Source organism: Arthrobacter sp. PTI12 (assembly GCF_056679915.1).
Genome location: NZ_CM155256.1, coordinates 1,608,762 through 1,634,541 on the forward strand (window position 1 = coordinate 1,608,762; position 25,780 = coordinate 1,634,541).

The 25,780-nt window shown below is 65.4% G+C and carries 25 protein-coding genes and 1 riboswitch; of the genes, 20 read left to right on the forward strand and 5 right to left on the reverse strand.

Annotated features, from left to right (window positions below; all coding sequences use genetic code 11):
• Positions 1-219 precede the first annotated feature (219 nt).
• From AC1MBU_RS07820 to AC1MBU_RS07865, 10 genes are all read left to right on the forward strand, one after another.
• Positions 220-747: a GNAT family N-acetyltransferase gene (locus AC1MBU_RS07820; protein ID WP_277358310.1), complete on the forward strand. Its 528-nt coding sequence runs from the start codon at positions 220-222 to the stop codon at positions 745-747.
• Positions 748-789: 42 nt separating this feature from the next.
• Positions 790-1,086: an Asp-tRNA(Asn)/Glu-tRNA(Gln) amidotransferase subunit GatC gene (gene gatC, locus AC1MBU_RS07825; protein WP_277358311.1), complete on the forward strand. Its 297-nt coding sequence runs from the start codon at positions 790-792 to the stop codon at positions 1,084-1,086.
• 2 nt (positions 1,087-1,088) lie between these two features.
• Positions 1,089-2,588, forward strand: coding sequence for an Asp-tRNA(Asn)/Glu-tRNA(Gln) amidotransferase subunit GatA (gene gatA, locus AC1MBU_RS07830; RefSeq protein ID WP_479789683.1), 1,500 nt, complete (start codon positions 1,089-1,091; stop codon positions 2,586-2,588).
• Positions 2,589-4,103: an Asp-tRNA(Asn)/Glu-tRNA(Gln) amidotransferase subunit GatB gene (gene gatB, locus AC1MBU_RS07835; protein WP_277358313.1), complete on the forward strand. Its 1,515-nt coding sequence runs from the start codon at positions 2,589-2,591 to the stop codon at positions 4,101-4,103.
• A gap of 49 nt (positions 4,104-4,152) precedes the next feature.
• Complete coding sequence (locus tag AC1MBU_RS07840) at positions 4,153-5,055, forward strand: aminoglycoside phosphotransferase family protein (protein WP_277358314.1); 903 nt, start codon at positions 4,153-4,155, stop codon at positions 5,053-5,055.
• Complete coding sequence (locus tag AC1MBU_RS07845) at positions 5,052-5,789, forward strand: hypothetical protein (protein WP_479789684.1); 738 nt, start codon at positions 5,052-5,054, stop codon at positions 5,787-5,789. Before AC1MBU_RS07840 ends, AC1MBU_RS07845 begins: the two co-directional genes overlap by 4 nt.
• A 46-nt stretch (positions 5,790-5,835) precedes the next feature.
• On the forward strand, positions 5,836-6,942 hold the full coding sequence (locus tag AC1MBU_RS07850) for an NAD(P)/FAD-dependent oxidoreductase (RefSeq protein ID WP_479789685.1): 1,107 nt from the start codon (positions 5,836-5,838) through the stop codon (positions 6,940-6,942).
• 50 nt (positions 6,943-6,992) lie between these two features.
• A complete protein-coding gene (locus AC1MBU_RS07855; RefSeq protein WP_471673212.1) occupies positions 6,993-7,475 on the forward strand; it encodes a cation:proton antiporter regulatory subunit in 483 nt (160 codons plus the stop codon).
• A 7-nt stretch (positions 7,476-7,482) separates the two neighbouring features.
• On the forward strand, positions 7,483-8,661 hold the full coding sequence (locus AC1MBU_RS07860; protein ID WP_277358318.1) for a cation:proton antiporter: 1,179 nt from the start codon (positions 7,483-7,485) through the stop codon (positions 8,659-8,661).
• A 217-nt stretch (positions 8,662-8,878) separates the two neighbouring features.
• Positions 8,879-9,421, forward strand: a complete 543-nt coding sequence (locus tag AC1MBU_RS07865; protein WP_471673213.1) for an AMIN-like domain-containing (lipo)protein — start codon at positions 8,879-8,881, stop codon at positions 9,419-9,421.
• 108 nt (positions 9,422-9,529) lie between these two features.
• On the opposite strand, the gene hutH is transcribed toward AC1MBU_RS07865, so the two are convergent.
• The gene (gene hutH / locus AC1MBU_RS07870) at positions 9,530-11,107 is read right to left on the reverse strand and encodes a histidine ammonia-lyase (protein WP_479789686.1); all 1,578 of its coding nucleotides are present in this window, start codon (positions 11,105-11,107) and stop codon (positions 9,530-9,532) included.
• Between the two features lie 51 nt (positions 11,108-11,158).
• Between hutH and AC1MBU_RS07875 the strand changes: the two genes are divergently transcribed.
• The gene (locus tag AC1MBU_RS07875; RefSeq protein ID WP_277358321.1) at positions 11,159-11,920 is read left to right on the forward strand and encodes an IclR family transcriptional regulator; all 762 of its coding nucleotides are present in this window, start codon (positions 11,159-11,161) and stop codon (positions 11,918-11,920) included.
• Entirely contained in the window at positions 11,917-13,596 is a 1,680-nt protein-coding gene (gene hutU, locus AC1MBU_RS07880; RefSeq protein ID WP_277358322.1) for a urocanate hydratase, read from the forward strand. The genes AC1MBU_RS07875 and hutU overlap by 4 nt, the downstream gene beginning before the upstream one ends.
• Positions 13,597-13,618: 22 nt before the next feature.
• On the opposite strand, the gene AC1MBU_RS07885 is transcribed toward hutU, so the two are convergent.
• On the reverse strand, positions 13,619-13,996 hold the full coding sequence (locus tag AC1MBU_RS07885; RefSeq protein ID WP_277358323.1) for a VOC family protein: 378 nt from the start codon (positions 13,994-13,996) through the stop codon (positions 13,619-13,621).
• 119 nt (positions 13,997-14,115) lie between these two features.
• Between AC1MBU_RS07885 and AC1MBU_RS07890 the strand changes: the two genes are divergently transcribed.
• The 4 genes from AC1MBU_RS07890 to AC1MBU_RS07905 all read left to right on the forward strand — a co-directional run bounded on the left by AC1MBU_RS07890 (position 14,116) and on the right by AC1MBU_RS07905 (position 18,916).
• Positions 14,116-15,342, forward strand: a complete 1,227-nt coding sequence (locus AC1MBU_RS07890; RefSeq protein ID WP_479789687.1) for an allantoate amidohydrolase — start codon at positions 14,116-14,118, stop codon at positions 15,340-15,342.
• Positions 15,339-16,796 (forward strand): amidohydrolase family protein, encoded by a 1,458-nt coding sequence (locus AC1MBU_RS07895; protein ID WP_479789688.1) that lies wholly within the window; start codon positions 15,339-15,341, stop codon positions 16,794-16,796. Before AC1MBU_RS07890 ends, AC1MBU_RS07895 begins: the two co-directional genes overlap by 4 nt.
• Positions 16,793-18,007: an imidazolonepropionase gene (gene hutI / locus AC1MBU_RS07900; protein ID WP_479789689.1), complete on the forward strand. Its 1,215-nt coding sequence runs from the start codon at positions 16,793-16,795 to the stop codon at positions 18,005-18,007. Before AC1MBU_RS07895 ends, hutI begins: the two co-directional genes overlap by 4 nt.
• A gap of 120 nt (positions 18,008-18,127) precedes the next feature.
• A complete protein-coding gene (locus tag AC1MBU_RS07905) occupies positions 18,128-18,916 on the forward strand; it encodes a CPBP family intramembrane glutamic endopeptidase (RefSeq protein ID WP_479789690.1) in 789 nt (262 codons plus the stop codon).
• Positions 18,917-18,960: 44 nt separating this feature from the next.
• On the opposite strand, the gene AC1MBU_RS07910 is transcribed toward AC1MBU_RS07905, so the two are convergent.
• On the reverse strand, positions 18,961-19,602 hold the full coding sequence (locus AC1MBU_RS07910; protein WP_479789691.1) for a VOC family protein: 642 nt from the start codon (positions 19,600-19,602) through the stop codon (positions 18,961-18,963).
• 335 nt (positions 19,603-19,937) lie between these two features.
• A riboswitch (SAM riboswitch) is annotated at positions 19,938-20,068 on the forward strand.
• Between the two features lie 17 nt (positions 20,069-20,085).
• Between AC1MBU_RS07910 and metX the strand changes: the two genes are divergently transcribed.
• From metX to AC1MBU_RS07925, 3 genes are read left to right on the forward strand one after another with little or no spacing between them, the layout of a single operon-like run.
• Complete coding sequence (metX, locus tag AC1MBU_RS07915) at positions 20,086-21,273, forward strand: homoserine O-acetyltransferase MetX (RefSeq protein ID WP_479789692.1); 1,188 nt, start codon at positions 20,086-20,088, stop codon at positions 21,271-21,273.
• Between the two features lie 55 nt (positions 21,274-21,328).
• A complete protein-coding gene (locus tag AC1MBU_RS07920; RefSeq protein ID WP_479789693.1) occupies positions 21,329-22,090 on the forward strand; it encodes an alpha/beta hydrolase in 762 nt (253 codons plus the stop codon).
• 32 nt (positions 22,091-22,122) lie between these two features.
• Positions 22,123-22,767, forward strand: a complete 645-nt coding sequence (locus AC1MBU_RS07925; protein ID WP_479789694.1) for a class I SAM-dependent methyltransferase — start codon at positions 22,123-22,125, stop codon at positions 22,765-22,767.
• Here the strand turns inward: AC1MBU_RS07925 and AC1MBU_RS07930 are convergent.
• Complete coding sequence (locus AC1MBU_RS07930; RefSeq protein ID WP_479789695.1) at positions 22,742-22,981, reverse strand: RNA-binding S4 domain-containing protein; 240 nt, start codon at positions 22,979-22,981, stop codon at positions 22,742-22,744. The genes AC1MBU_RS07925 and AC1MBU_RS07930 overlap by 26 nt on opposite strands.
• A 62-nt stretch (positions 22,982-23,043) precedes the next feature.
• Between AC1MBU_RS07930 and AC1MBU_RS07935 the strand changes: the two genes are divergently transcribed.
• The gene (locus AC1MBU_RS07935) at positions 23,044-24,009 is read left to right on the forward strand and encodes a DMT family transporter (protein ID WP_479789696.1); all 966 of its coding nucleotides are present in this window, start codon (positions 23,044-23,046) and stop codon (positions 24,007-24,009) included.
• Between the two features lie 87 nt (positions 24,010-24,096).
• Here the strand turns inward: AC1MBU_RS07935 and AC1MBU_RS07940 are convergent, their stop codons facing one another.
• Entirely contained in the window at positions 24,097-25,719 is a 1,623-nt protein-coding gene (locus tag AC1MBU_RS07940; protein WP_346028846.1) for a M28 family peptidase, read from the reverse strand.
• Positions 25,720-25,780: the final 61 nt, after the last annotated feature.

Sequence of the window (25,780 nt, forward strand, 5' to 3'; positions counted from 1 at the left end):
TTCGAAAGAAAGGGGCTGTGGGTAACGGGATAAACCGTTAGCTCGCCTCACCAACATCGGAAGCGTCTCAGGCCGTCCGGTTGACCGTAATGAATTCAGTGGCGAGGGCGCCTCGGCTTTCATCCAGGAAGCCCGGTAATAAGAACCGGGTGCGTCACAATAGATAGGCGGATCTTCCGCCCGCTTCAGATCCGCCCACTCCACGACAAGGCTTGCGTTATGCCCTTCACTATCCGTCGCGTCACTGCAGCAGATTACGACGACGTCCGCCGGATCACCCGGGACGCCTACATTCACGCCGGCTACTTCAGCGACCCAGACCACCCCTACGTGCAGATTCTCTCCGATATCGAGCACAGGGCCGAACACGCCGAGGTATGGGTAGGGGAGGAGGACGGCGTAGTCGTCGGTTCCTTTGCCATTACGTTCGAGGGTCAGCGCTACACCGACATCGCACTCGCGGGGGAGCTGGAGTTCCGCATGCTCGCTGTGGATCCCGCCGTCCAGCGTGGTGGGTTTGGGCGCCGGATGGTCGAGTGGATCATTGACTACGCGCGCGCCCTGGACGGCATCGACGCCGTCAGCCTGACCAGTGGCTCCGACATGGTGCGGGCACACCGACTGTACGAATCCTTGGGGTTCGAACGCGTGCCAGGCCGTGACTGGTGGGTGCGCGACGAAGACATCCAGCTATGGGTCTTCAGGCTTGGGCTGCAACCGGACAGGACTGTCACCTCCCGCCCGTAGACTAGAACCCGAAACCCAGCCATCTCGAGATCCTGGAGAAACATGCCCGAGATCACCCGTGAGGACGTCGCGCATCTGGCACGGCTTGCCCACATCGACATGACCGGCGAGGAGCTGGACCGGATGACCGGCGAGCTCTCCGTCATCGTCGACTCCATCAAGACGGTCAGCGAAGTTGCCGGTGATGACGTTCCCGCAACCAGCCACCCCATTCCGCTGAGCAATGTCTACCGCGATGACGTCATCGGTGAAACGCTCACCAACGAGGAAGCTCTCAGCGGCGCCCCGGACAACGCAGCCGGCCGCTTCAAGGTCCCCGCAATCCTGGACGAGGAGTAGAAATGACCGATCTCACCAGGCTCAGCGCCGCCCAGCTCGCCGGCAAGCTTTCCTCCCGCGAGGTGTCGGCAGCGGAAGCTGTCCAGGCTCACCTCGATCGCATCGGTGAAGTGGATCCGGCGATCAACGCGTTCCTCCACGTCAACACTGATGAAGCCCTCCGTGTGGCATCCGAGGTGGACAAGGAGCGGTCAATTGGAGATACGATGCATCCGCTCGCAGGCGTCCCTATTGCCGTCAAGGACCTCATCGTCACCAAAGGCCAGCCAACCACCGCCGGCTCGAAAATCCTCGAGGGCTGGCACAGCCCCTATGACGCCACTGTCGTCCGGCGCCTTCGCGACGCCAAGATGCCGATCCTCGGCAAGACCAACCTGGACGAATTCGCCATGGGCTCCTCCACGGAGCACTCCGCTTACGGTCCAACCCGCAACCCGTGGGACCTCGACCGCATCCCCGGCGGTTCCGGCGGCGGGTCAGCGGCCGCCGTCGCCGCCTTCGAAGCGCCGTTGGCGCTCGGAACCGACACCGGCGGTTCCATCCGCCAGCCCGGTGCCGTGACCGGAACCGTCGGCGTCAAGCCGACCTACGGTGGCGTGTCCCGCTACGGTGCCATCGCCATGGCGTCCTCCCTCGACCAGATCGGCCCCGTCACCCGCACGGTGCTGGACGCCGCACTCCTCCACGAGGTCATCGGCGGCCATGATCCACACGACTCCACCTCGCTGACTGATCCCGTCGGCGCTCTCGCCGAGGCTGCACGCAACGCGGACGTCAAGGGCCTGCGCATCGGCGTCATCAAGGAATTGCAGGGAGAGGGTTACCAGGACGGCGTCCAGGCACGCTTCACTGAAGCACTGGACCTGCTGCGCCAAGCGGGTGCCGACGTCGTCGAGGTTTCCTGCCCCAATTTCAAGTACGCGCTGGGCGCCTACTACCTGATCATGCCCTCGGAGGCATCGAGCAACCTTGCCAAGTACGACGGCGTCCGCTTCGGTCTGCGTGTAGTGCCCGACGGCGCTCCCACGATCGAGCGCGTCATGGGCGCCACCCGCGCAGCCGGCTTCGGCGACGAAGTGAAGCGCCGCATCATCCTTGGCACCTACGCACTGAGCGCCGGGTACTACGACGCCTATTACGGCTCCGCACAGAAAGTCCGCACCCTGATCCAACGGGACTTCGACGCCGCCTTCACTCAGGCAGACGTTCTTATCTCGCCCACGGCTCCCACCACGGCCTTCAAGCTGGGGGAGAAGCTGGACGATCCGCTCGCCATGTACCTGAACGACGTCGCCACCATCCCTGCCAACATGGCCGGCGTGCCGGGCATCTCGGTCCCCGGCGGCCTGGCTGACGGACTGCCGGTGGGCATCCAGTTCCTCGCCCCCGCGCGCCAGGATGCACGGCTCTACCGGGCAGGCGCCGCACTGGAAGCGCTGCTGGAAGACACCTGGGGCGGACCTTTGCTGGCACAGGCACCCGAGATCGCTGGAGTGAAGTAAATGAGCACTGCAACCGCCGAAATTCTGTCCTTCGACGAGGCCATGGAGAAGTTCGATCCAGTCCTCGGGTTCGAGGTGCACGTTGAATTGAACACCCGCACCAAGATGTTCTCCTCAGCGCCGAACGCCTTCGGAGACACACCCAACACCAACGTCACACCGGTCGACCTTGGGCTTCCCGGCGTTCTGCCCGTCATCAACCGGGTAGCCGTCGAATCCTCCATCAAGATCGGCCTGGCACTGGGCTGCAAAATCGCCGAGAAATGCCACTTCGCGCGGAAGAACTACTTTTACCCGGACACTCCGAAAAACTTCCAGACCTCGCAGTATGACGAGCCAATCGCCTACGACGGCTCCATCGACATCGAGCTCGCCGACGGCACCGTGTTCACCATCGAGATCGAACGCGCCCACATGGAGGAGGACGCCGGCAAGCTGACGCACATGGGCGGCGCCACCGGCCGCATCCAGGGCGCCGAATTCTCGCTGGTCGACTACAACCGCGCCGGCGTACCCCTCGTGGAAATCGTCACCAAGCCGATCGTCGGCGTTGGCGAGCGCGCGCCGGAACTGGCCAAGGCCTACGTGGCAGCTATCCGCGAGATCGTGAAGAACCTCGGCGTTTCCGACGCAAAAATGGAGCGCGGCAACGTCCGCTGCGATGCCAACGTCTCCCTCAAGCCCAAGGGCCAGGAGAAGTTCGGCACCCGCACCGAGACGAAGAACGTCAATTCACTGCGTGCCGTTGAGCACGCTGTCCGGTACGAGATCCAGCGCCACGCCGCAGTGCTCGACGCCGGAGGCACCATCACGCAGGAAACCCGCCACTGGCACGAGGACACACGGTCGACGACGGCGGGGCGCCCCAAGTCCGATGCCGACGACTACCGCTACTTCCCGGAACCTGACCTGGTGCCCGTGGTTACCGACGACGCCTGGATCGAGAAGCTCCGCAGCGAGCTCCCTGAACCTCCCGCCGCACGTCGCAAGCGCCTCCAGGCCGACTGGGGTTACTCGGACGCTGAGTTCCGCGATGTGGTAAACGCCGGTGTCATGGACGCCATTGAGGAGACCATCGCTGCCGGCGTCAAGCCTGCAACCGCACGCAAATGGTGGATGGGTGAGATCTCCCGCCGAGCCAAGGTCGCTGATGTTGAACCCGCCGAGTTGGGCGTAACCCCTGCGCTGATCGTGGAACTGCAGGGCCTCATCGACGCCGGCAAGATCAACGACAAGCTCTCCCGGGAGGTGCTCGACGGCGTCCTCGCCGGCGAAGGCACGCCCACCGAAGTAGTCTCGCAGCGCGGCCTTGAGGTCGTGTCAGACGACGGCGCCCTCCTCGAAGCGATTGACGGCGCCCTTGCCGCGCAGCCCGATGTCGCGGAGAAGATCCGTGGCGGGAAGCTGCAGGCAGTCGGAGCAATTGTGGGCGGGGTCATGAAGGCCACCCGCGGCCAGGCAGACGCCGGGCGAGTTCGTCAACTCATCCTCGAACGCCTCGGGGTTGAGGGCTAGCCGGCATCAGCAGAAGATCAGGTTCAGCGGTGAGGACAACGTGACCAGAATGCCGCCAGCAGAGGTGGACGTCACCGCCGCCCTGGTCATGCGCCTGCTGGCTGACCAGCACCCTGATTTCGCCGAGTTGCCGCTCTTAGAGGTGGCCAACGGCTGGGACAACGTGATCTTCAGGCTCGGTGACGAGCTCGCTGTCCGCCTTCCGCGGCGGCAGGCGGCGGCGGAGCTCATCCGCAACGAGCAGCGTTGGCTGCCGGAAGTGAGCCGGGGCCTCGCGACTGTCATGCCTCTTCCGGTGCGGACGGGCACGCCGTCGTCGTACTTTCCGTGGTATTGGTCCATCACGCGCTGGCTGAAGGGGACCGTGGCGGCTGACATCGAAGCAGCGCACAGGTTCAACGCGGCCGCCGATCTGGCACGGTTCGTGAACGCTTTCCACCGCCCGGCACCGGCTGACGCCCCACGAAATACGGTCCGCGGAGTACCACTGTCCACACGGAGCGCGGTTGTGGAGGAGCGAATCGCCGCAGCCGGCCAGCCCGAGGAACTCCTGCACCTCTGGCGGGTCCTGCGGGACCAACCCGAGTGGACCGGACCGCCGCTGTGGCTGCACGGCGACCTGCACGCAGCGAACCTCGTCCTGAATCCGCAGGGCAGGCTCGCCGGCGTCCTTGACTTCGGCGACCTGACGGCAGGGGACCCCGCCACGGACCTCGCCGCGGCCTGGCTCGTCTTCGACCGCATTGGAAGGCGTACCTTCATCGAGACGGTCACCAGGGAACGGTCTGTGGATTCCGCGACCTGGCAGCGGGCACGCGGTTGGGCGCTCTGTATCGCCGCAGCCATGGCAGCAACATCCGATGACAATCCCGCCTTCCACACGATGGGGATCCGCATCCTCGAGGACGTTCTCGCCGATGACATATTGATCGACGAAGGGCCTTGCCGATGAAATTCACACATGTCTCGCGGGTCCAGACCGAGGGTGACAACCACGTCATGGAAGACGCATGCGGATACCGCGCCAACGCCGCCTGGATGATCGACGGCGCAACGTCGCTGCTCGACGAACTCGATCTCCCCGGCGCGTCGAACCCTTCCTGGTATGCGCAGGTCCTGGGGCTGGCGCTGGCGGAAAGCGCCGGACCACAGGACCCCCGCGCCGTTCTGGCCGCCGCGCTGGCGAAAGTGGACGAGCTCGGCCACCAGTTGGTGGGACCGGAATCCCAGCGCTTCCCGAGCGCCGCGGTCTCCCTGGTCACAACCGACGACGACGGCGCCCTCTCGGTCCTCAGCCTCGCCGACTGCCACGTGGTGGCGGCCCTCAATGACGGGGAGGTCAGACACGTGGGGCAGGCCCTGGACGGACCGTCATCGCGTGACGAATTGCGCCGGGCACGGCTGGAGCGAAACACGCCGGAAGGGGTCTGGGTTGCAGGCCGTGAACCGGCAGCGGCGCAACACGCCCGGCTGGTCACGCTCGGGCCTGCCCATACCGTGGCGCTGGCATCCGACGGCGCGTGGCGGGCGGTGGACCTCGGGCTGGTCAGCGGCCCGGCGGATTTCCTTGAGGCTGTACAGACTCCGATGGGCGCGCAGGAGCTTATGCTGATGCTGCGGACCACACAGGATGAGATCGGCGAATCGGCCGATGACGCCTCAGTCCTGTGCGTCGCACTGGAGTAGCTGTGGCTGGTGTGAAAGCGCCAGGGAAGCGGAACGAAGGAGCGCAATGACTGAGACAGCGGACGTTGTGATTGTTGGCGGCGGTATCGCGGGGCTCTCGCTCGCGGCCGCGCTGGCATCGGACCGGCGGGCACAGTTGAGGATCATCCTCGTCGAGGCGGAACATTCCCTCGCGTACCACACCTCCTCGAGGTCGGCCCGGCAGCTCATCCCCAGTTACGGGCCCGAGGCGATCCAGCAACTCACCGCACGGACGCTTCAGCTCATCCGGGAACGTGAAGATGAGCTACCCTCGCCGGTGCTCACTCCCCGCAGTTTCATGCTGATCGGTTCGGACAACGACGTCGCTGCCAGAGCCAGCGGCGCCATGGAACGCCTCCCATGGGAAGAAGCAGTGCAGCTTTGTCCGCAAATCGAGCCGGCCGCCCGGCAGCAGGGTTACAACGCCGCCGGACTCGACACCACGGCGGTCGGCTGCAACACGGACGTCCTGCTGGATCATCACCGGTCGGCAGCGGAGGCAGGCGGCACCAGGATCATGACCGGCGCGCGCGTTCACTCGGTCCAGCGGCTCCGGACGGCCTGGGAAGTCGGTGCCGGTTCGCAGGCAGTGCACGCCGCCGTCGTCGTCAATGCGGCAGGCGCGTGGGCTGATGAACTGGCTGTCCTCTCCGGTGTGGCCACACAGGGCATGCGGCCCTACCGACGGACGGCAGCGGTTGTCGGCGCAGACAATATCCCCGCCCCCGATTCGCCGATGGTAGCGGCGGCGGATGACAGTTTCTATTTCCGCAGGGATGACGACGGCCTCCTCATCTCACCTGCCGAGACGGTCCCGAGCGTGCCGGAGGACGCACAGCCGCGTCCCGAGGACCTGGAGGCACTGATCGCTCGCCTTGATTCCATGACCACACTCGGAATCGGGAGCGTGATGCGCGCCTGGACAGGATTGCGGACCCAGGTGGCAGACGGTCTCCCGGTTGTCGGATTCGATCCGGAAGCCGAGGGATTCTTCTGGTTGGCGGGCCAGGGCGGCTACGGGTTCCAGACGTCGTCGGCCATTGCCGAACTGTCGGCCGGGCTCATCACCGGCACTGGAGCAGGAGCCGCCGCCGGCCAGTCTCTCGCCTCAGCGCTCGCCGCCGGACGCTGAATCAGGAATCCTGAGCATCCCGAGTGCACCGGCGGGTCTAGAGTAAAACCATGAAGGTTGAAGAGACGCCGCTGCCGGGAATCGGCGTGCGCAAGGACATTGTGACGGCGTCGGGCCGCCGGATCGGCACAGTCACCCAGCGCAGCGGAGAGACGGAGTTGATCGTGTCCCGTGCCGATGATCCCGATGCGTGTCTGGCATCGATCCCGTTGACTGCCGAGGAGGCCTCTGCGCTGGGTAACCTGCTCGGAGCCCACGAGATTGTGGCGCAGTTGACGGAAGACCACCGGGATCTGCCGGGGGTCAACACCCGGCAATTCCTCATCGATGTCGACTCCCCGTATGACGGACGCAAACTCGGTGACACGAAGATGCGCACGCGCACCAGCGTCTCGCTGGTTGCGGTGCTCCGGCGAGGGCAGGTCCAGGCCTCGCCCACACCGGATTTCACGTTGGCTGCCGGCGACTTGCTGGTGGCCGTTGGAACCTCCGAAGGGCTCGACGCCGCGGCCGAGATTCTTAGCGGCGGCTGAGCCGCCCGTGGAGAATCACAGCGCGCTGGTCCTCATTGAGCTGGGAGCGGTTTTCCTTGGCCTCGGTATCCTCGGAAGGCTCGCCGGGCGGATCGGTCTCTCGCCCATCCCGCTCTACCTGATCGGAGGGCTGTTCTTCGGGCAGGGCGGTTTTGTCGAGCTGGACGGGCTGGAGGAGTTCAGCGAGATAGCCAGTGAGATCGGGGTCATCCTCCTGCTCCTGCTGCTTGGCCTGGAATACACCGCCGGCGAACTGGTGACCGGCCTGAAACAGTCCTGGATGGCGGGAGTCCTCGATATCCTGCTGAATTTCCTGCCCGGCGCGATTGTTGCCCTCATGCTCGGCTGGGGCGGTGTCGGAGCACTCGTCCTCGGCGGAGTGACGTACATTTCGTCGTCGGGCATCATCGCCAAAGTGCTGACGGACCTGGGGCGCCTCGGGAACCGTGAGACCCCGGTCATCCTGTCACTGCTGGTCTTCGAGGACCTCGCAATGGCCATCTACCTTCCCATCCTCACTACGGTGCTCGCGGGGGTCAGCTTTGCCGGCGGGCTTCAGGCAGTCGGCGTGTCGCTGGTGGTGGTCACCATCGTCCTGGTGATCGCGCTCCGCTTCGGCCGCACAGTTTCCGCCATCGTTGACTCCAAGGACCGCGAGGTGTTCCTGCTGACGCTGATCGGCGGTGCGCTGCTTGTCGCGGGCTTTGCAGCGGCGATGCAGGTTTCAGCCGCCGTCGGCGCCTTCCTGCTCGGCATTGCGATCTCGGGGGCCACTGCCACCAATGCCACCCGCCTCCTGGAACCACTGCGCGATCTGTTCGCAGCCATCTTCTTTGTGGTGTTCGGACTCAATACTGACCCCGCGACCATTCCTCCGGTGCTCGGCTACGCGTTGCTCCTGGCCGCCATCACGGCTGCAACCAAAGTGGCAACCGGCTGGTGGGCGGCGAAACGGCAGGGTGTCGGCAAGTTGGGCCGTGCGCGCGCAGGTGCAGCGCTGATCGCCCGCGGCGAGTTCTCCATCGTCATTGCCGGCCTTGCCGTGGCGTCCGGAGCCATCACGGACGAGCTTGCTGCACTGGCAACGGCCTACGTGCTGCTAATGGCCATCCTTGGTCCAATTGCGGCACGGCTCGCAGAACCAGCCATGCGTCTGGTCCTACGCATGACGCCGCAGCCAGCCTAGAACCCTGCGTAAACCAGCAGAAGCAACACAGGATCCCGCAACACACACGGTGTCATTGCGGTGTCCGAATGATTGCGATTTACCGCCGAAAAGCCCGGTGAACATCCGGCACATGCGCCGCCCGTAACGGTTGGGCGCCGATGGTTCACAGACCGGATCTTCCCCGGAAACGCGGCCCTACGATGATCCCACCTACTTCTTTGAAAGGTGGTGCATCATGCACACACTCCGTGCGCTGCTGGCGAGCCTGCTACTTATTGTCGGGTTCGGGCTGGTAGTGCCGTCTTCCGCCTCCGCTGCTCCCTACTGCGGAATAACCTGGGGCTCACTGGCCAAGACCAGCACGGCCCAGACCAGCGCCCCGGTGGTGAACGCACGGGCCGGCCGCCATGCCTGTTTTGACCGGCTCGTGATCGATGTTCGGGGCAAAGGTGCCGGCTACACCGTCCGGTACGTAAGCGCCGTCGTCGGGACCTCCGGCCTGGCCACGCCGCTGCGCGGTGGGGCCGACATCCAGGTGACCGTCAACGCACCGGCCCAGGACGGACGGGGCAACGCAACCTACCGTCCGGCCGTCAGGTCCGAAGCGGTCAATGTTGCCGGTTTCACAACCTTCCGGCAGGTGGCCTACGTGGACAGCTTCGAGAGCCGCACCACGTTTGGCCTCGGCGTTCGCGCCCGCCTTCCGTTCCGGGTCTTTTCACTCGACGGGCCGGGTACCTCATCCCGGCTGGTCATCGATGTGGCTCATCGCTGGTAGGGGATCCGCCCCCAACCCTCCTGCGTGTGGAGTCACATAATGGCGCTTTGAGTTACTCAAAGCGCCATTACTGCGCGTGCGATGGGGTAATGGAGTAATGGGGACGACCTAGGCGAGCGGCTCGCCCAACACGCGGTCGACGGCGGCAAGAACCGCCCCGGCCTCCACCAGCTTCCGCACTGCCTCAATTTCAGGCGCGAGATACCGGTCCGTCCCCGGTCCCTCCACCACCTCCCGGAGCGCGGCCCGCGCCGCAGAGATGGCGGGCGAACTGCAGGAGGTGCTGATTCCGCCGTCGCGCATGTCCAGCGCGCGGGCCGCGGTCAGCAGCTCGATCGCCACCACCCGGGTCAGCCCGTCCAGCGCCCGCCGCAGCTTCAAACCGGCGGACCAGCCCATTGACACATGGTCTTCCTGCATTGCGGAGGACGGGATGGAATCGACGGAGGCCGGAACAGCCAGGCGCTTGAGCTCGGACACAATGCCGGCCTGGGTGTACTGGGCGATCATGTGCCCGGAGTCAACACCCGGATCATGCGCGAGGAACGGATTGAGCCCGTGGCTTCGGCTCTTGTCCAGGAACCGGTCGGTCCGGCGTTCGCTCATGGACGCGAGGTCCGCAACGGCGATCGCGAGGAAGTCCAACGCATAGCCGATCGGCGCGCCGTGGAAGTTGCCGTTCGACTCAACGCGGCCGTCAACGGTCACCACCGGATTGTCGATGGCGGAGCCAAGCTCGATCGCCGCGACGGACTCGACGTGTGCCAGCGTTGCCCGCGCGGCCCCGTGAACCTGCGGCGCGCAGCGCAGCGAGTAGGCGTCCTGGACCCGCGTGAACCGGTGTGCCTTGCGCTCATCAGAGGCGTGTTCGCCGATGAGGCGCGACCCGGAAAGCACGCGACGGATGTTCGCCGCGGAGACAATCTGTCCGGGATGCGGCCGAAGCTGGTGCAGATCCTCCGCGAAGACACTGTCGGTTCCCAGCAGGCCCTCCACGCTCATTGCCGTTGCAAGGTCAGCGGTCCGCAGCAGCCGGTGCAGATCCGCAGAGGCGAGAACGAGCATGCCCAGCATGCCGTCGGTGCCGTTGATGAGGGCGAGGCCCTCCTTCTCGCGCAGTTCGACCGGGGTGATTCCGGCGGCACTGAGCGCCTCGGCGGCGGGCAGCAGCGCGCCGTCGTCGTTCCTTACCTCTCCCTCGCCCATCAGGGCCAGCGCCACGTGGGACAGGGGAGCGAGGTCGCCGGAGCAGCCCAGCGACCCGTATTCACCGATCACGGGAGTGATGCCTGCGTTCAGCAGGTCCGCGTAGGTCTGCGCGACGACCGGCCGCACGCCGGTCCGGCCGGTAGCCATGGTGGAGAGCCGCCCGAGCATCAGCCCGCGCACCACCTCGCGGTCGACTTCCGCGCCCGACGACGCCGCGTGGCTGCGGATGAGGCTGCGCTGCAGGTGCGTGCGCTCCTGGACGGGAATGTGTTTGGTTGCCAGGGCGCCGAAGCCGGTGGACACGCCGTAGTGGGGTGTCGGATCATCGATGAGCGCATCAATCACCGAGCGGCTGTCCTGCATGGCAGACAGCGAGTCGTCGCCGAGCTCCACCCGCGCACCGTACCGGGCCACGGCAACAACCTCCGCCGGCGCCAGTGCTCCTAAACCGATTGTCACGGTGCTCTCTTCTGGCATGACCTGTCCCTTTTCTCGTCCCGCAATCGACCGCTCTTGCCAACAGATGAAATGAGCGTTTCAATAAGTGAAATACATATTTCCACCGAACGCAAGGAAGAACTCGTGGCGGATACCTCCACCCGCACCGTTGAGCGGGCCCTGCTCCTGCTCGGCACGGTCTGTGACCGTGGTTCGGTGACCCTGGCCGATGCTGCCCGTGATGCCGGACTTTCGGCATCGACTGCGCTACGGCTGTTGCGCACCCTCGAGGGCACCGGTTTTGTCCGCAGGGACGACGACGGCTACCGGCCCGGCATGCGCGTGGTCCAGCTCGGCGCGCAGGCGCTCTCGCACGAATCGCTGGTGTCGCTGGCGGAGGGCGCATTGGAACGATTGGTCGACTCAACGGGGGAGTCCGCCTACCTCAATGTGCCCTCCCACGATGGCCACGGGATCTACCTGTCCGTCCGGGAAGGAACCCACTCGGTTCGTCACACCAGCTGGGTGGGCAGGAGCATTCCGCTGGACGGTTCCGCCGCCGGTGCTGTCCTGAGCGGCAAGACTCCCGACGACGGCTACGTGGTGGTCAGCAACGGCATCGAACCCGACGTCACCGCGATCGCCGCACCCGTGCTGTCCGGCGGACACGTGGTGGCAGCGCTGAGTGTCGTTGTGCCCTCCTACCGGATCACCGACGACGGCGCGCGCCGGATCGGGCGCCAGGTCGCCGGCGAAGCCACAGGTATTCTCACCGCCCGAACAGACACTGCCCCGCAGGAAACTGAAACCTCTCCCACGAACGAGTCCTCAACGTCAGGAGCACAATCATGACCTTCACCCAGCACGATCCGTCGCGCACCATCCGCGCACCGCGTGGCACCGAACTCACGGCGAAAAGCTGGCAGACAGAAGCACCCCTGCGGATGCTGATGAACAACCTCGACCCCGAGGTGGCCGAGCGGCCCGAAGACCTCGTTGTCTACGGCGGCACCGGCCGGGCGGCACGCAGCTGGGAGGCATACGACGCCATCGTGGCCACGCTGAAGGACCTGGAGGACGACGAAACCCTGCTGGTGCAGTCGGGCAAACCCGTGGGCGTCTTCCGCACCAATCCCTGGGCACCGCGGGTCCTCCTGGCCAACTCAAACCTGGTGGGAGACTGGGCCAACTGGCCCGAGTTCCGGCGGTTGGAGGCCGAGGGTCTCATGATGTACGGGCAGATGACCGCCGGGTCCTGGATCTACATCGGTACCCAGGGGATCCTGCAGGGAACCTATGAAACCTTCGCCGCCGTGGCTACGGCCAGATTCGGCGGGACTCTTGCGGGAACGCTCACACTCACCGCCGGCTGCGGCGGGATGGGCGGTGCCCAGCCGCTGGCCGTCACACTGAACGGCGGCGCGGTGCTGATTCTTGACGTCAGCGAGACCCGCCTGCGCCGGCGGGCCGCCAAGCGCTACCTCGACGTCGTTGCCGCTGACCTTGAAGACGGACTGAAGCAGGTCCTCGAAGCGAAACGCCAGAAGCGTGCGTTGTCTGTCGGCGTCGTCGGGAATGCTGCCGAAGTGCTGCCGGCGCTGCTGGAGCGCCAGCGGAACGGTGAGTTCACCATCGATATCGTCACCGACCAGACTTCCGCGCATGACCCGCTGAGCTACCTTCCCGAGGGCATCGGGATGGACGAGTGGGAGCGGGAAGCCTCAGGGGACCCGGATGGGTTCACCAAGAAGGCCCAAACCTCCATGGCCCGTCATGTCGAGGCAATGGTTGGGTTCCAGGACGCCGGAGCCACCGTCTTCGACTACGGCAACTCCATCCGCGATGAGGCACGCAAGGGCGGCTACGGGCGGGCGTTCGAATTCCCCGGCTTTGTACCGGCCTACGTTCGGCCGCTCTTCTGCGAGGGCCTCGGCCCGTTCCGCTGGGTCGCCCTATCCGGTGACCCCGCCGACATCGCCGTCACCGACGCCGCGCTCAAGGAACTGTTTCCGGAGAACGAACACCTGCACCGCTGGCTCGACGCCGCCGGTGAGCTCGTGGAGTTCGAAGGACTGCCTGCCCGGATCTGCTGGCTGGGTTACGGCGACCGCGCGAAAGCCGGCCTGCTCTTCAACCGGCTCGTCGCCGAGGGCAAGGTGTCCGCACCCATCGTGATCGGCCGGGACCACCTCGACTCGGGTTCGGTTGCCTCGCCCTACCGCGAGACCGAAGCCATGGCGGACGGCTCCGACGCCATTGCAGACTGGCCGCTGCTCAACGCCCTGCTCAACACTGCCTCCGGTGCCACCTGGGTCTCCATCCATCACGGCGGCGGAGTCGGTATCGGCCGTTCGATCCACGCCGGGCAGGTGTCCGTAGCGGATGGAACGGCGCTGGCAGCAGAGAAGCTCGAACGTCTCCTGACCAATGACCCGGGAACCGGCGTCATCCGCCACGTCGACGCCGGCTACGAGCGAGCCCGGGAGGTGGCCCATGAGCGTGGAGTCCGTGTGCCCATGGAGGGCTGACCCGGGGTTCGTGCCCGGAAGGTCAGGGGTTCTGCCAGAGGCCCATCACATTGCCCTCGGGGTCACGAAAGTAGGCGGCGAACCCCATGTCACCGACGGTCATCTTCTCGCCGACGGCGGACCCTCCGAGCGCTTCGACCTTCGCGATCGACTCCTCGATGTTCTCGACGTCAATCGTGATGATCGGACCGGAGAGCGGGCCGCCGTCGCGCTTGAACATGCCGCCGTTGATGTAGCCCGGCTCAGTGGGACCCTGTTCTCCGGCAGGTCCGGTGCCGGCGGCGGTGTAGTCGAACTCGGGCATTTGGGTCACGTCCCAGCCGAACGCCTCGCGGTAGAACTCCCGGGCGCGATCGCCATTGTCAAAAGGGATTTCGAAATGTACAACACGTCCTGCCACGATGAACTCCTCCAGATTGATCGGTTAGCGAGATGCTGGTGAGTCTAGGCCTGATCAATCAGTCTGCACAGGGGTACCTGTGGCACTGGGAAAACTCTGAAGAACCGGAAGGGAAACCGATGGACAGCGTAAGCAACCTGCTGGAATCAATCGAAGGTGTGGGGCGGGATACGGTCCGCGGCGGCTACTCCCGCCCTGTGTTCTCTCCGGCTGAACTGGACCTGCGGTCCTGGTTCGAGCAGGAGGCCCGTCGGCGCGGACTGGATATCGAAACTGACCGCAACGGCATCCTCTGGGCCTGGAGGGATGTCGATGGCGCTGACCGGAACGACGGCGGCACCCGGGACGGCGCGCTCGTCACCGGCAGCCACCTCGACTCGGTGCCCGGTGGAGGTGCATTTGACGGTCCGCTCGGCGTCGCCGCTGCCCTTGCTGCAGTGGACCTCCTGAAGGAACGCGGAGTCCAGCCGCAGCGGGCGCTCGCCGTCACAGTATTTCCCGAGGAGGAAGGCTCGCGCTTCGGTGTGGCGTGCCTTGGTTCGCGGCTGCTGACCGGTGCCATTGACCCGGATACAGCCCGGAATCTCAAGGATCCGGACGGCGTCACATTCGCCGAGGCCGCACGCGCCAACGGGCTGGATCCCGCACATCTGGGCAGGGACGAGGACGCGCTTCGCCGGATCGGTGACTTCGTGGAACTCCACGTCGAGCAGGGCCGCGGACTCATCGACCTCGACTCCGCCATCGCCGTGGGCACCTCGATCATCGGCCACGGCCGCTGGAAACTGACCATCAGCGGACAGGGCAACCATGCCGGGACCACCTTGATGGAGGACCGCGCGGACCCCATGGTGGCCGCAGCACAGGTCATCCTCGCCATCCGCAAGACCGCCGCCGCCACGCCCGAAGCCCGCGCCACTGTGGGCAGGCTGCAGCCGATCCCGGGCGGTACCAACGTAATCGCTTCCCGGGTGGAGCTGTGGATCGACATCCGGCATCCCGACGACGCCACCACGGCCTCGCTGGTGGAGTCGATCCACGGCCAGGCGCAGAAGGCTGCGGCGTTCGAAGGGTGCACCGCCGCGCTGACCCGGGAGTCCGTCAGCGGCACCGTGACCTTCGATGGAGAACTCCAACGGCAGCTGCAGCTCGCCATTCCGGGCGCTCCCGGCCTGCCTACCGGTGCCGGTCACGACGCAGGCATCCTCGCCGCCCACGCACCGTCAGCCATGCTGTACGTGCGGAATCCGACCGGCATCAGCCATTCCCCGGAGGAACATGTTGAAAACGACGACGCCGACTATGGCGCCGTTGCGCTCGCCGACGCCCTGGAGCGGCTGCTGTGAAATCACTCTGGTGCGAGCAGGCCTGGCTGGAACCGGGGGACATTGCGGCGGGCGTGCGGGCCGAGTTCGGTGACAACGGCGTTGTCCGCACCGTTAGCCGCGGTGCTGAACCGGAACCTGATGATCTGCGGCTGAACGGCGTGGTCTTCCCGGCTGCGGCAAATGCACACTCGCATGCATTTCACCGGGTGCTTCGCGGGCGAACCCATGCCGGCACGGGCACGTTCTGGACGTGGCGGAACGCGATGTACCAGGCGGCCGGTACCCTCACACCCGAGCTGTACGAGGAACTTGCGACCGCCGTCTACACCGAAATGGTCACGGCCGGCTGGACCAGCGTCGCCGAATTCCACTACGTGCACCACCGGCAGGACAGCACCGAGTACGGCAAGCAGCGTATCGGGCCGCCAGAAACCGCAGCGCCAACGCACGCAACACTAACGCAGGCAGCACCAACGCACGACGACGGCCCGCATGCCATGGAGCTGGCGCTTGCCCGCGCTGCGGTCACCGCCGGCATCAGGCTGACACTGCTGGACACCTGCTACCTCTCCGCCGGCTTCGGCGCGCCGGTGCTGCCCGAACAGGCACGCTTCACCGACGGCAGCGCGGACGCCTGGCTCAGCCGGTGGCACTCCCTGCACACCGCCATCACGGGCAGCTTCGACGCATCCCAGGTCTCTGTCGGTGCTGCCCTGCACTCCGTGCGCGCCGTGGATGAACCTGCGCTTGCATACATTGCACAACACCTTCCCGCAGACGTACCCCTGCACATTCACCTTTCCGAGCAGCCTGCCGAGAACCGTGACTGTCTCGAGGCGACCGGAACCACACCGACCGGGTTGCTGGCCAGGCATGATCTACTCTCGGAACGGTTGACGGTGGTTCACGCGACCCACCTGACCGCCCAGGACATGAATCTCCTCGGTCAGGCGCGGGTCACCGTAGCCATGTGTCCCACAACGGAGGCGGATCTCGCCGACGGCATCGGTCCGGCACGCGCTCTGCAGGATGCCGGCGCGGTGGTGAGTCTGGGGACGGACCAGCACGCCGTCGTCGACCCCTGGCTTGAAATGCGGGCGCTGGAACACGGCGAACGGCTGGCCAGCGGAGGGCGGGGGCGATTCTCACCTGCCGAGCTGGTGCGCGCGGCCGCCAGCGGCGGGGCGCGGGCACAGGGTCGGCCCGCAGCCGGTCTGGCACCGGGACAAGTCTGCGACCTGGTCGCACTTGATCCCGCAACCGCACGCACGGCCGGCTCTTCTCCGGCCCAGCTCGTGCTGACGGCGACAGCGCAGGATGTCACCGCCGTCGTCGTCGGTGGGGAAGTGGTGGCCCGGAACGGGCGCCATGTGCGGCTGGGGGGTCCGGGCACGCTGCTCGCCGCGGCGATTGCGCGGATGGACGAGGCAGCACCAACAACGAAGGCCACAACGGGGAAGGCACTCTCATGACGGGCGCTACAACGATCATCACCGGCATCGGCGAGCTCATGACGCAGGACGCCGAGCAGCGGGTTCTCAAGGACGCGGCGATCGTGCTCGAGGATGAGCGGATCGCCTGGCTCGGTCCGGCCGCAAACGCTCCTGCCGCTGATTCCCGGTACGACGCCGGTGGCCGCGCCTGCCTGCCCGGCTGGGTGGACAGCCATACCCACCTGGTGTTCGCCGGCGACCGAACCGCGGAATTCGAGGCACGCATGGCCGGGCAGTCCTATGCCGCGGGCGGGATCTCTGTGACGGTGGACGCCACGCGGCGCGCCTCGGATGAGGAACTCGGCTCGCTCGTGGCCCAGCGGGTGGCCGAAGCCGGAGCGAACGGAACCACCTACCTCGAAACCAAGACCGGCTACGGTCTCAACGTCGAGGAAGAAGCCCGCAGCGCACGGATCGCTGCCGCAACAGCGGACGAGGTGACCTTCCTCGGAGCACACCTCGTTCCGCAGGGGTGGAAAGCGGACGACTACGTTCAGACCGTCACCGGACCCATGCTCAGCGCCGTCCGGCCCTACGTGCAGTGGGCTGACGTATTTTGCGAAACGGGCGCGTTCACACCGGACCAGAGCCGTGAAGTGCTTCGCGCATGCCGGGACGCGGGTCTGGGACTTCGGGTGCACGGGAACCAGCTCGGCCCGGGGGAGGGCGTGCGGATCGCTGTGGAGGAGGCAGCGGCCAGCGTCGACCACGTGAACCATTTGGCGCTGTCGGACATCGAGGCCCTCGCAGGTTCCTGGTCCGGCTGGGAGGGTGATCCGGACAGCCGGGGCACGGTGGCAACCTGCCTGCCCGCGTGCGATCTGTCCACCCGCCAACCCCTCGCGCCCGCCCGGCAGCTGCTGGATGCCGGAGTACCCGTCGCGCTTGCCTCCAACTGCAATCCGGGGACGTCCTACACCTCGTCCATGGCGTTCTGCGTAGCTACGGCGGTGCTGCAGATGGGACTGACGGTTGCCGAAGCTGTCCGCGCGGCAACCTACGGCGGTGCGCTTGCCCTCCACCGCGAACAAACAACCGACGACGGCGGCCGGCTGGCCGTTGGGTCGCTCGCTGTCGGACACCGCGCGGACCTGCAACTGCTGGACGCACCGTCCGCAACCCACCTGGCTTACCGTCCGGGGATGCAGCTGACCCATGCGGTGTGGCGCGCCGGGCAGCGCCTCCGTTGAGTTTTTGTCGCCTAGTTGCTGTTTCACGACGCTCAGAACAGCAGATAGGCGACAAAAACCTCCCGGGGAACCGTTTTTGTACGCTTTGGCAAGCACCGAAGCGTACGGCACCATGAAGGCATGCCAACCGCCAAAACCAGCCAGCCGTCGTCGTTATCCCCGACCGCCCGCCGGAAGAGGATCAAAGCGGAAATCCTGATTATCCTTGGTCTGTCCCTCGGCCAGGCCGGGGTTTACGCGGTGGTGGAGTTGATCGACAAGCTGACCCGTGCGCCGCTGGCTGCGCAGACCACCAGGCTCAATCCGGTTCTGGACAACCGGCAGTACTTCGATCTCACCTACCAGCTGCTGGGAATCTTCTTTGCGCTGGTTCCCGTGGTGCTTGTGCTGTTCCTGCTCACCCAGCCGGGGAAGTCGGCCTTCCGCCGGATTGGCTTCACCTTCAGCAAACCGAAGGTCGACTTCGGTCTGGGAGTGGGGCTGGCCGCGGTGATCGGGGTGGGAACGCTCGGGGTGTACGCCGCGGGCCGGGCACTGGGGCTTACCACTGCGATCATCCCGACGGCGCTCGACACCTACTGGTGGACGCTGCCTGTGCTGGTGCTCTCGGCGATCCGTCACGCGGTGCTCGAAGAGGTCATTGTGGTGGGCTACCTCTTTGAGCGGCTCCGGGAACTGGGCTGGTCAGTCCCGGTGATTATTGTGACTTCGGCGCTCCTGCGAGGGAGCTATCACCTGTACCAGGGGATCGGCCCGTTCATCGGGAACGTGATCATGGGGCTGATCTTCGGCTACGCCTACACGCGCACCAAGCGGGTGATGCCCCTGGTGATAGCGCATGCGCTGCTGGACATTGCAGGCTTTGTCGGCTTCGCGCTCTTCGGCCCGGCTATCGGCATCGGAAGCTAACCCCCGGCCACGCGGCCTGGGGAACCAGCGTCCGAAAGAACCAATTAGATCCGGACCGCACCCTTCGGGGTTTCGAACGCTACCGACATGATGCCGGGCGTGCCGTTGGGGGCGATCCACTCGACGTCGACGTCGTCCAACGGGTGGGTGACGGGCGTTCCGAGCCACTCTGTGACGCGCTCTGCCGACCCGGCGATGGTGAGCGCGCTGAGGCGCACGGACGCGGTGCGCGCCTGGGATGGGTGGAGGGACTCCGTGCCTTCATCCCAGCGGATCATGTAGGGGACCTGAGGGTCAGCGATGAGGCCCTTGATGCCGATCTGCTGCCAGGTCAGCTCCTGCCCGTCCGGGAATTTGCGGTTACCGGGGACGGCGCTGCGGCCAAGGCGGTCCTCGAACGGGGCGAGGTCATCAACGGCTACGCACCAGCCCATCCAGCCGCCGCCGGCCTCGGACCGTGCCCGCACCGCCCGGCCAAATGGAGCCTTGTCCGAGGCTGGGTGGTCAAGGACCTCGACTACCTCGAGGTACTGGCCGTTGACCAACGGAAAAATCATGTTGCGGGTACCGAACCGCGGGTGGATTCCACCCTTGACGAATTCAACTCCGAGGGCGTCGGAAATCCGTTCCGCAGTAGCAGTCAGTCCGTCAGGTTCGCAGGCATAAGACACATGATCCAGGCGCATGGCCCCATTTTGGCACTTTGTGATGGAGGCCTCGACTAAGGGTTACCTAAGTCACACCGCGGGCGACAATGTTCCAAGCAAAACCCAAGGTCAGAGCCGGATAGTTGCTTCACACAGGAAGCCCGGTTCCGAGACCGCCGGAGTTTCCTGCCAGGGACGCCCACTGGGTGTCCCCCTTGAGTGGGGCCGACCGTTTTCCCATAGACGCCGAACGGCCCCACTCAAGCATCCTCTGCCGCACGCGCGCCTTTCACGGCTACTACGCCAGTCGGCTTCATTTCACGGCGAGTCACACAAGTTGCCCTCACCCGCGCTGGTCAGGTTTCCTAATACGAGGTAACGAGTGACAGTGCGGCAGGTTCCACCCGCCATCAGCCCCGGCTTGCTGTCCGGCAACCCTCCCTCGCGGCGGGGTGCCCCGGGTGAAGACCAGGCCCTGCATGCAGTGCAGGAGCAAGCGCGATTCAGTGAGGCGGCAGGGTTTTGACAGGCATCACCACAGCGGTTCCGCAGCCGGAAGCGGGGCTGGTTGACGGCGTCGTCGTGCAACGGTTCCGGATTGGCCCGTTGGCGCTGGAAACAGGCGGCCATTTGCCCGATGTCGTCCTCGCCTACGAGACCTGGGGCACGCTCAATGCCGATGCCTCCAATGCGGTGCTGATCGAGCACGCACTCACCGGCAGCTCACATGTAGCGCGGGGCGAGTCCTCCGAGGATGGCTGGTGGGACGGGTTGGTGGGTCCGGGCAGAACCATCGACACGAACCGCTACTTCGTGGTGTCCATCAATATGCTGGGCGGCTGTTACGGATCCACGGGGCCGGCGTCGCTTGATCCGGAGGGCAAGCCGTGGGGTTCGCGTTTCCCCTTCGTCACCATCCGCGATTCCGTGCGTGCCGAGGCACTGCTCGCAGACCTGCTGGGCATCTCCTCCTGGCACTCCGTGCTGGGTGGGTCAATGGGAGGCGCGAGGGCTCTTGAGTGGGCTGTCACCTATCCCGGGCGGGTGCAACGGTGCGCCGTCATCGCGTGCGGAGCAGCGAGCACCGCGGAGCAGATCGCCTTCGCGCAGGCCCAGGTGCAGGCCATTCGCCTCGACCCGCGGTTCACCGGCGGCGACTACTACGGAAGCGCCGGTCCCGAGGATGGGTTGGGCCTTGCCCGGCGCATCGCGCACATCACCTACCGTTCGGAGGCGGAACTCGTACACCGGTTCGGTCGGGCAGCGCAGGGTATGGAAGAGCCTTTTGGGTCGTCGGCGCCGGGCGGGCGCGGCCGCTACCAGGTGGAGAGCTACCTGGACCATCAGGCGGAAAAGCTGGTCCGGCGGTTTGACGCCAACAGCTACGTCATCCTCACTGAAGCGCTCATGAGCCACGACGTTGCCCGTGACCGGGGGAGCCTCAGCACTGCACTCGCAGCTGCCTCGGCAGAGTTCTTCGTCGCGGCGGTGGATTCGGATCGCCTCTACTGGCCTCGCCAGTCCGTTGAACTGGCGTCCGCATTGCCCGGGAACGTTGCCGTCCACACCATTGAATCTCCCATCGGCCACGATGCCTTCCTCACCGAGATTGCGCAGCTTGAGCCCGCGCTGGCAGCAGCGTTCTATAGCAACACCGACGACGGCGATGTCAAGGAGAGCGCCTCAGCGCTGCGGTTGCGCGCGGGCTGAGACGCAGCCTGCCGCAGCACGCCGCCGGCACAGTTCAACATGCCACTATGGAGCTATGACGAATTTTTCCTCGACTGACGGTTCTGCTGCGCCCTCCTCCGCCTCCTCCTCCGCCTCCGCCTCCGCCCCCGAGACCGGGCCGCCCGGGACCGGCCCGGCCTCGACCGCACCGACTGTCGTCTGGTCGAAGCCCGAAGACGAGCGCTCCGGCTCGCCGCTCCTGGTGCTGCTGCACGGACACATGGCCAACGAGGAAGACCTCATGGGTATCCTCGACTTCCTGCCCGACGAGTTCACCGTGGCATCCGTACGTGCACCGGTCGCCCTGGGAGCAGGTTTCACCTGGTTCCCGCTGATGCAGGACGCCGCCTATTCGGTCGACAAGGTCACCGCCGCCGTCCAGGACGTCATTGACTGGGTCGACTCCATCAAGCAGTCGCACTCGAGCGTCACCCTGCTCGGCTTCTCGATGGGCATGGCAGTGGCAAGCTCCATGCTGCGTGCCCGGCCCGCAGACTACGCGGCCGTCGTCGGGCTCTCAGGGTTTGTTGTGCCGACCGACGGCAGCACGTTCTTCAACGACAGCGCGCTTGTTGCGAAGCCAGTGCCGTTCTTCTGGGGCCGGGATCAGGAAGACCCGGTCATTCCCGCCGATCGAATCGAGTTCACCCACGGCTGGCTGAACCGCCACACCAAGCTCACCAAGGTGCTCTACGCGGGCATGTACCACAGCATCAACGCACAGGAACTGGGACATGTGCGGGAATTTCTGCAGATGGTGGTGCCCGGCGTCAGCCGGACACCACTGTCACGGTAACGCCGTTACGGTGGCGGGTTAGACTCCCGAATGTGAAGAAAGAAACGCTCTGGGACGCAGGAAAACGCGCGGACCCCAACAGGTCAGCCGCCTACATCCAGCGTTTTGAACAGCTGATATCCGAGGGTGCGGACTTACACGGGGAAGCCCGGTGCGTCGACGCAATGGCTCCCCGAAATGCGCGTATTCTCGACGCCGGCTGCGGGCAAGGCCGGGTTGGCGGGGAACTGGCGCTGCGTGGCCATTCCGTGGTGGGAGTTGACGCGGACGCCCAGTTGGTCGAAGCGGCGAGGGCAGCACACCCAGGGACTGTGTGGCTGGTGGGAGACTTGACAGAGCTGGATCTGCCGGCCCGCGGAGTGGCCAAGTCCTTTGACGTGATTGTCTGTGCAGGAAACGTCCTCGCCTTCCTTGCTCCGGGCACGGCGCCACAGGTTCTTGCACGCCTGCATCGCCACCTGGCGCGCGGTGGACGCCTGATCGTCGGGTTCGGCGCCGGGCGCGGCTACACCTTCGACCAGTTTTTCACTGACGTCGCCGGCGCCGGCTTCTCCGTCTCCTTGCGCCTGGCCACGTGGGATCTTCAGGCCTGGACGCCAACATCGGACTTTCTCGTTGCGGTGTGCGAAGCCGAAGCCCGCGATGCCTGCGTTATCCCTGCACCACTGTCACGGTAACGCCGTTCACCGTCACGGAATCACCGGGATGAATCTGGCGTCCCCGGCGATCCTCGATCTCACCGTTGACTTTCACCAGGCCGTTCTCGACGAGTTCCTTGGCCTCCACCCCATCCTCGGCAAGATTGGCCAGCTTGACCAACTGGCCCAGCCGGATCATCGAGTCACGGATAGGCACTTCAGTGGCGGCGCTGGTCTCATCGTTTATGCTCATGGTTACATTCTGCCCGCCGGAAGTGACCGGCCGGAACAGGCCAGTGCCCTAGGGTTTAACGGGTGTCTCGAGCCCCCCACCTTCCCGCCGTCATCGGCCTCCCGCTGGCAATATCCTCCGGCGTAGCCATTCCGCTTCAAAGCAGGATCAACGGAGCACTGGGGCAAACGCTCGACGACGGACTTGCAGCCGCGCTCATCAGTTTCGGTACCGGATTGGTGCTGATGATCCTGATCTCGTTGCTGCTTCCGCGCGGACGGGCGGGCCTCGGCCAGCTGATCCCTGCCGTGCGGCAGCGGCGGTTTCCCCGCATCTACCTGGCCGCAGGGACCATCGGTGCGTTGTTTGTTTTCTCGCAGGCGCTCACCATCTCGGTCCTTGGAGTCGCGCTCTTTACGGTCGCCGCGGTCATGGGCCAGACGCTGAGCGGACTCGCCGTGGACAGGCTCGGGATCGGACCCGGCGGGCGGCGCATAATCACCATCATGCGGGTAATCGGCGTGACGCTGACGGTCGCGGCAGTTATCTGGGCAGTCTCACCCCGCCTCGGCGGAACAGGTACGACGGCGGCACTCATCCTTCCGCTCCTGCTTCCCATCGCAGCCGGCATCCTGGTGAGCTTCCAACAAGCCATGAACGGAACCGCCGCCGTGCAGTACGGCACACCCATTACCGCCACCCTGATGAACTTCATTGCCGGATCGGTCGTGCTCCTCGCCGCCTGGCTAGTGAAACTGGTGCTCACCGGCCCTCCTGAACCGCTGCCGGCAGAGTGGTGGTATTACCTGGGTGGACCGATGGGATGCATCTTCATCGGTATCGGTGCACTCCTGGTGCGATCCCTGGGTGTGCTGCTTACCGGCCTCGGAATGATCGCAGGCCAGCTGCTGGGTTCGCTGGCACTGGACCTTGTGCTCCCCACGCCGGGGACCGTCGTCGTCTTCGCCACCGTGGCGGGGCCGATCCTCGCACTGGGGGCCATCATCCTGACCACGCTGCCCTGGAACCGGCGCCTGCTGCGACGCTGATCCAGGAAAAGATCGCGGGCAACGAAAAGGCGGGTCGGTACCACCTGAAAGAAGTGGTCCCGACCCGCCTTTGGCTAGCCCGGGATACTACCGGTCGGCCAGTTCGGAATCGTGGTCATGCTCCGGGTGGAGCCCGCCGCCGCTTTCGGTGCCGCCGCCCAGCGGGTTACCTTCGAAGCCGCCCTTTTGCTTGAAGTTACCCTTCACGTTGTCTCCAACGCCGTTCACCGCGGTCGTGTTCATGGCGTAGGTGAGGGTCAGATGAGCAATCGCGTCGCTCATCTGGTCGAGTGACTCAACGCTGACGTTGCTCAGGTCATCACATTCTGCGTGGTAGCAGGCATCGTAGGGTGCGCCCGCAACGCCACCGAAGAGCACTGCCTGCTCTTCGGTCTTGATTCCCTCTGCGCCGGTGAAGAGTCCGCCTGCGGGAATGCCCTCTGCGATGAATGGTCCATAATCACTACGGCCGCTGAACGCTGTTTCACCTGAGGCCAGTCCCTCAGCTGCGAAGTAGTCGTGGAAATCCTGCTCGATCTGACCGGATCCCGCAGGACCCTCAGCAGCGCCGGGACCGACAGGGAAGGCCGAGTTGTCACCGTCGTACACGAAGCGGCCAAAGTTGGCGGAGCCGATCATGTCGAAGTTCAGGTACAGCCCAACCCTGTCCAGCTCTCCCGTTTCCGCGAGGTCTGCGACATAGTGCTCCGCGCCGAGGAGTCCCTGTTCCTCTGCACCCCACCAGGCAAAGCGGACCTTGTTTGCAGTCTTGACCTTCTGCATCGATTCCGCGACCGCAAGGATTGCGGCGCTACCCGTGCCGTTGTCATTGATGCCGGCACCGGCCACCACGCTGTCGAGGTGAGCGCCGACCATCACCACATTGTCGGCGTCGCCGGTTGCGGTTTCCGCAAGCACGTTGTAAGTCGCGCGGTTCTCGGAGACGGTGTCCACCGTCACTGTGCCCGTGACGTTCTCGCCGATCAGGCTGACGCCCACGTCGAAGCTTGCTCCCAGGACCGGAATTTCGATTCCCGGTGCCCCGAGGGTGCCGTTGATCGGACCGGTGCTGCCTTCCGATCCGGTATTAAAAATGACGACGGCGGTGGCCCCGGCTGCTTCTGCGTTGCTGGCCTTCTGCGCGAACGAACAACTGCCACGCTGTATCAGCGCAATTGATCCGGCTGCGAATCCATCGAAGTCGGTGGCTTCACACCCGCTGGTGTTGGCGCCGGCGGTACCGGTGGTGTCGACGGCGGTGATAGCGCCCACCGCTTCTCCTGCCCCGGAATAGGTCATGGTCGCGAAGGATTCCGCTGCGTAAACCTGTGATTCCGGGCTGATCTGGGTGAGGACCGAAGGGCTCAGCTGCTGGAAGTACGGGAACATGAATTCCTGCACAACGGGGGAGTACCCAGCAGCCTGGAGCTTCCCGACCACGTAGGCCACGGAGTCGTCATATCCCGGGGTTCCGGATGCCCGGGTGCCATCATTGGCATCGGCGATCGCGTCCAGGGCTTCAAGATGACCGACCACCCGGTCAACCGAGACGGCGGCGCGGAGCTTTTCAGAGGTGTTGTTGTTGCTGTTCTCGTGGGTTGGCCCGGCAGTTGCCGCCAGCCCTCCCGAGGCAACGAGCGCGAGTCCACCGGCAAATGCAAGCGATGCTCGCCCAAAATGGGCGCGCTTAAGTAGAGCGTTTGGGATCACCGTTGTTCCTTCTGTCGCAAAGGCGTGCCTACGGTTGCAGACACTCGAACCCCTGTGACGC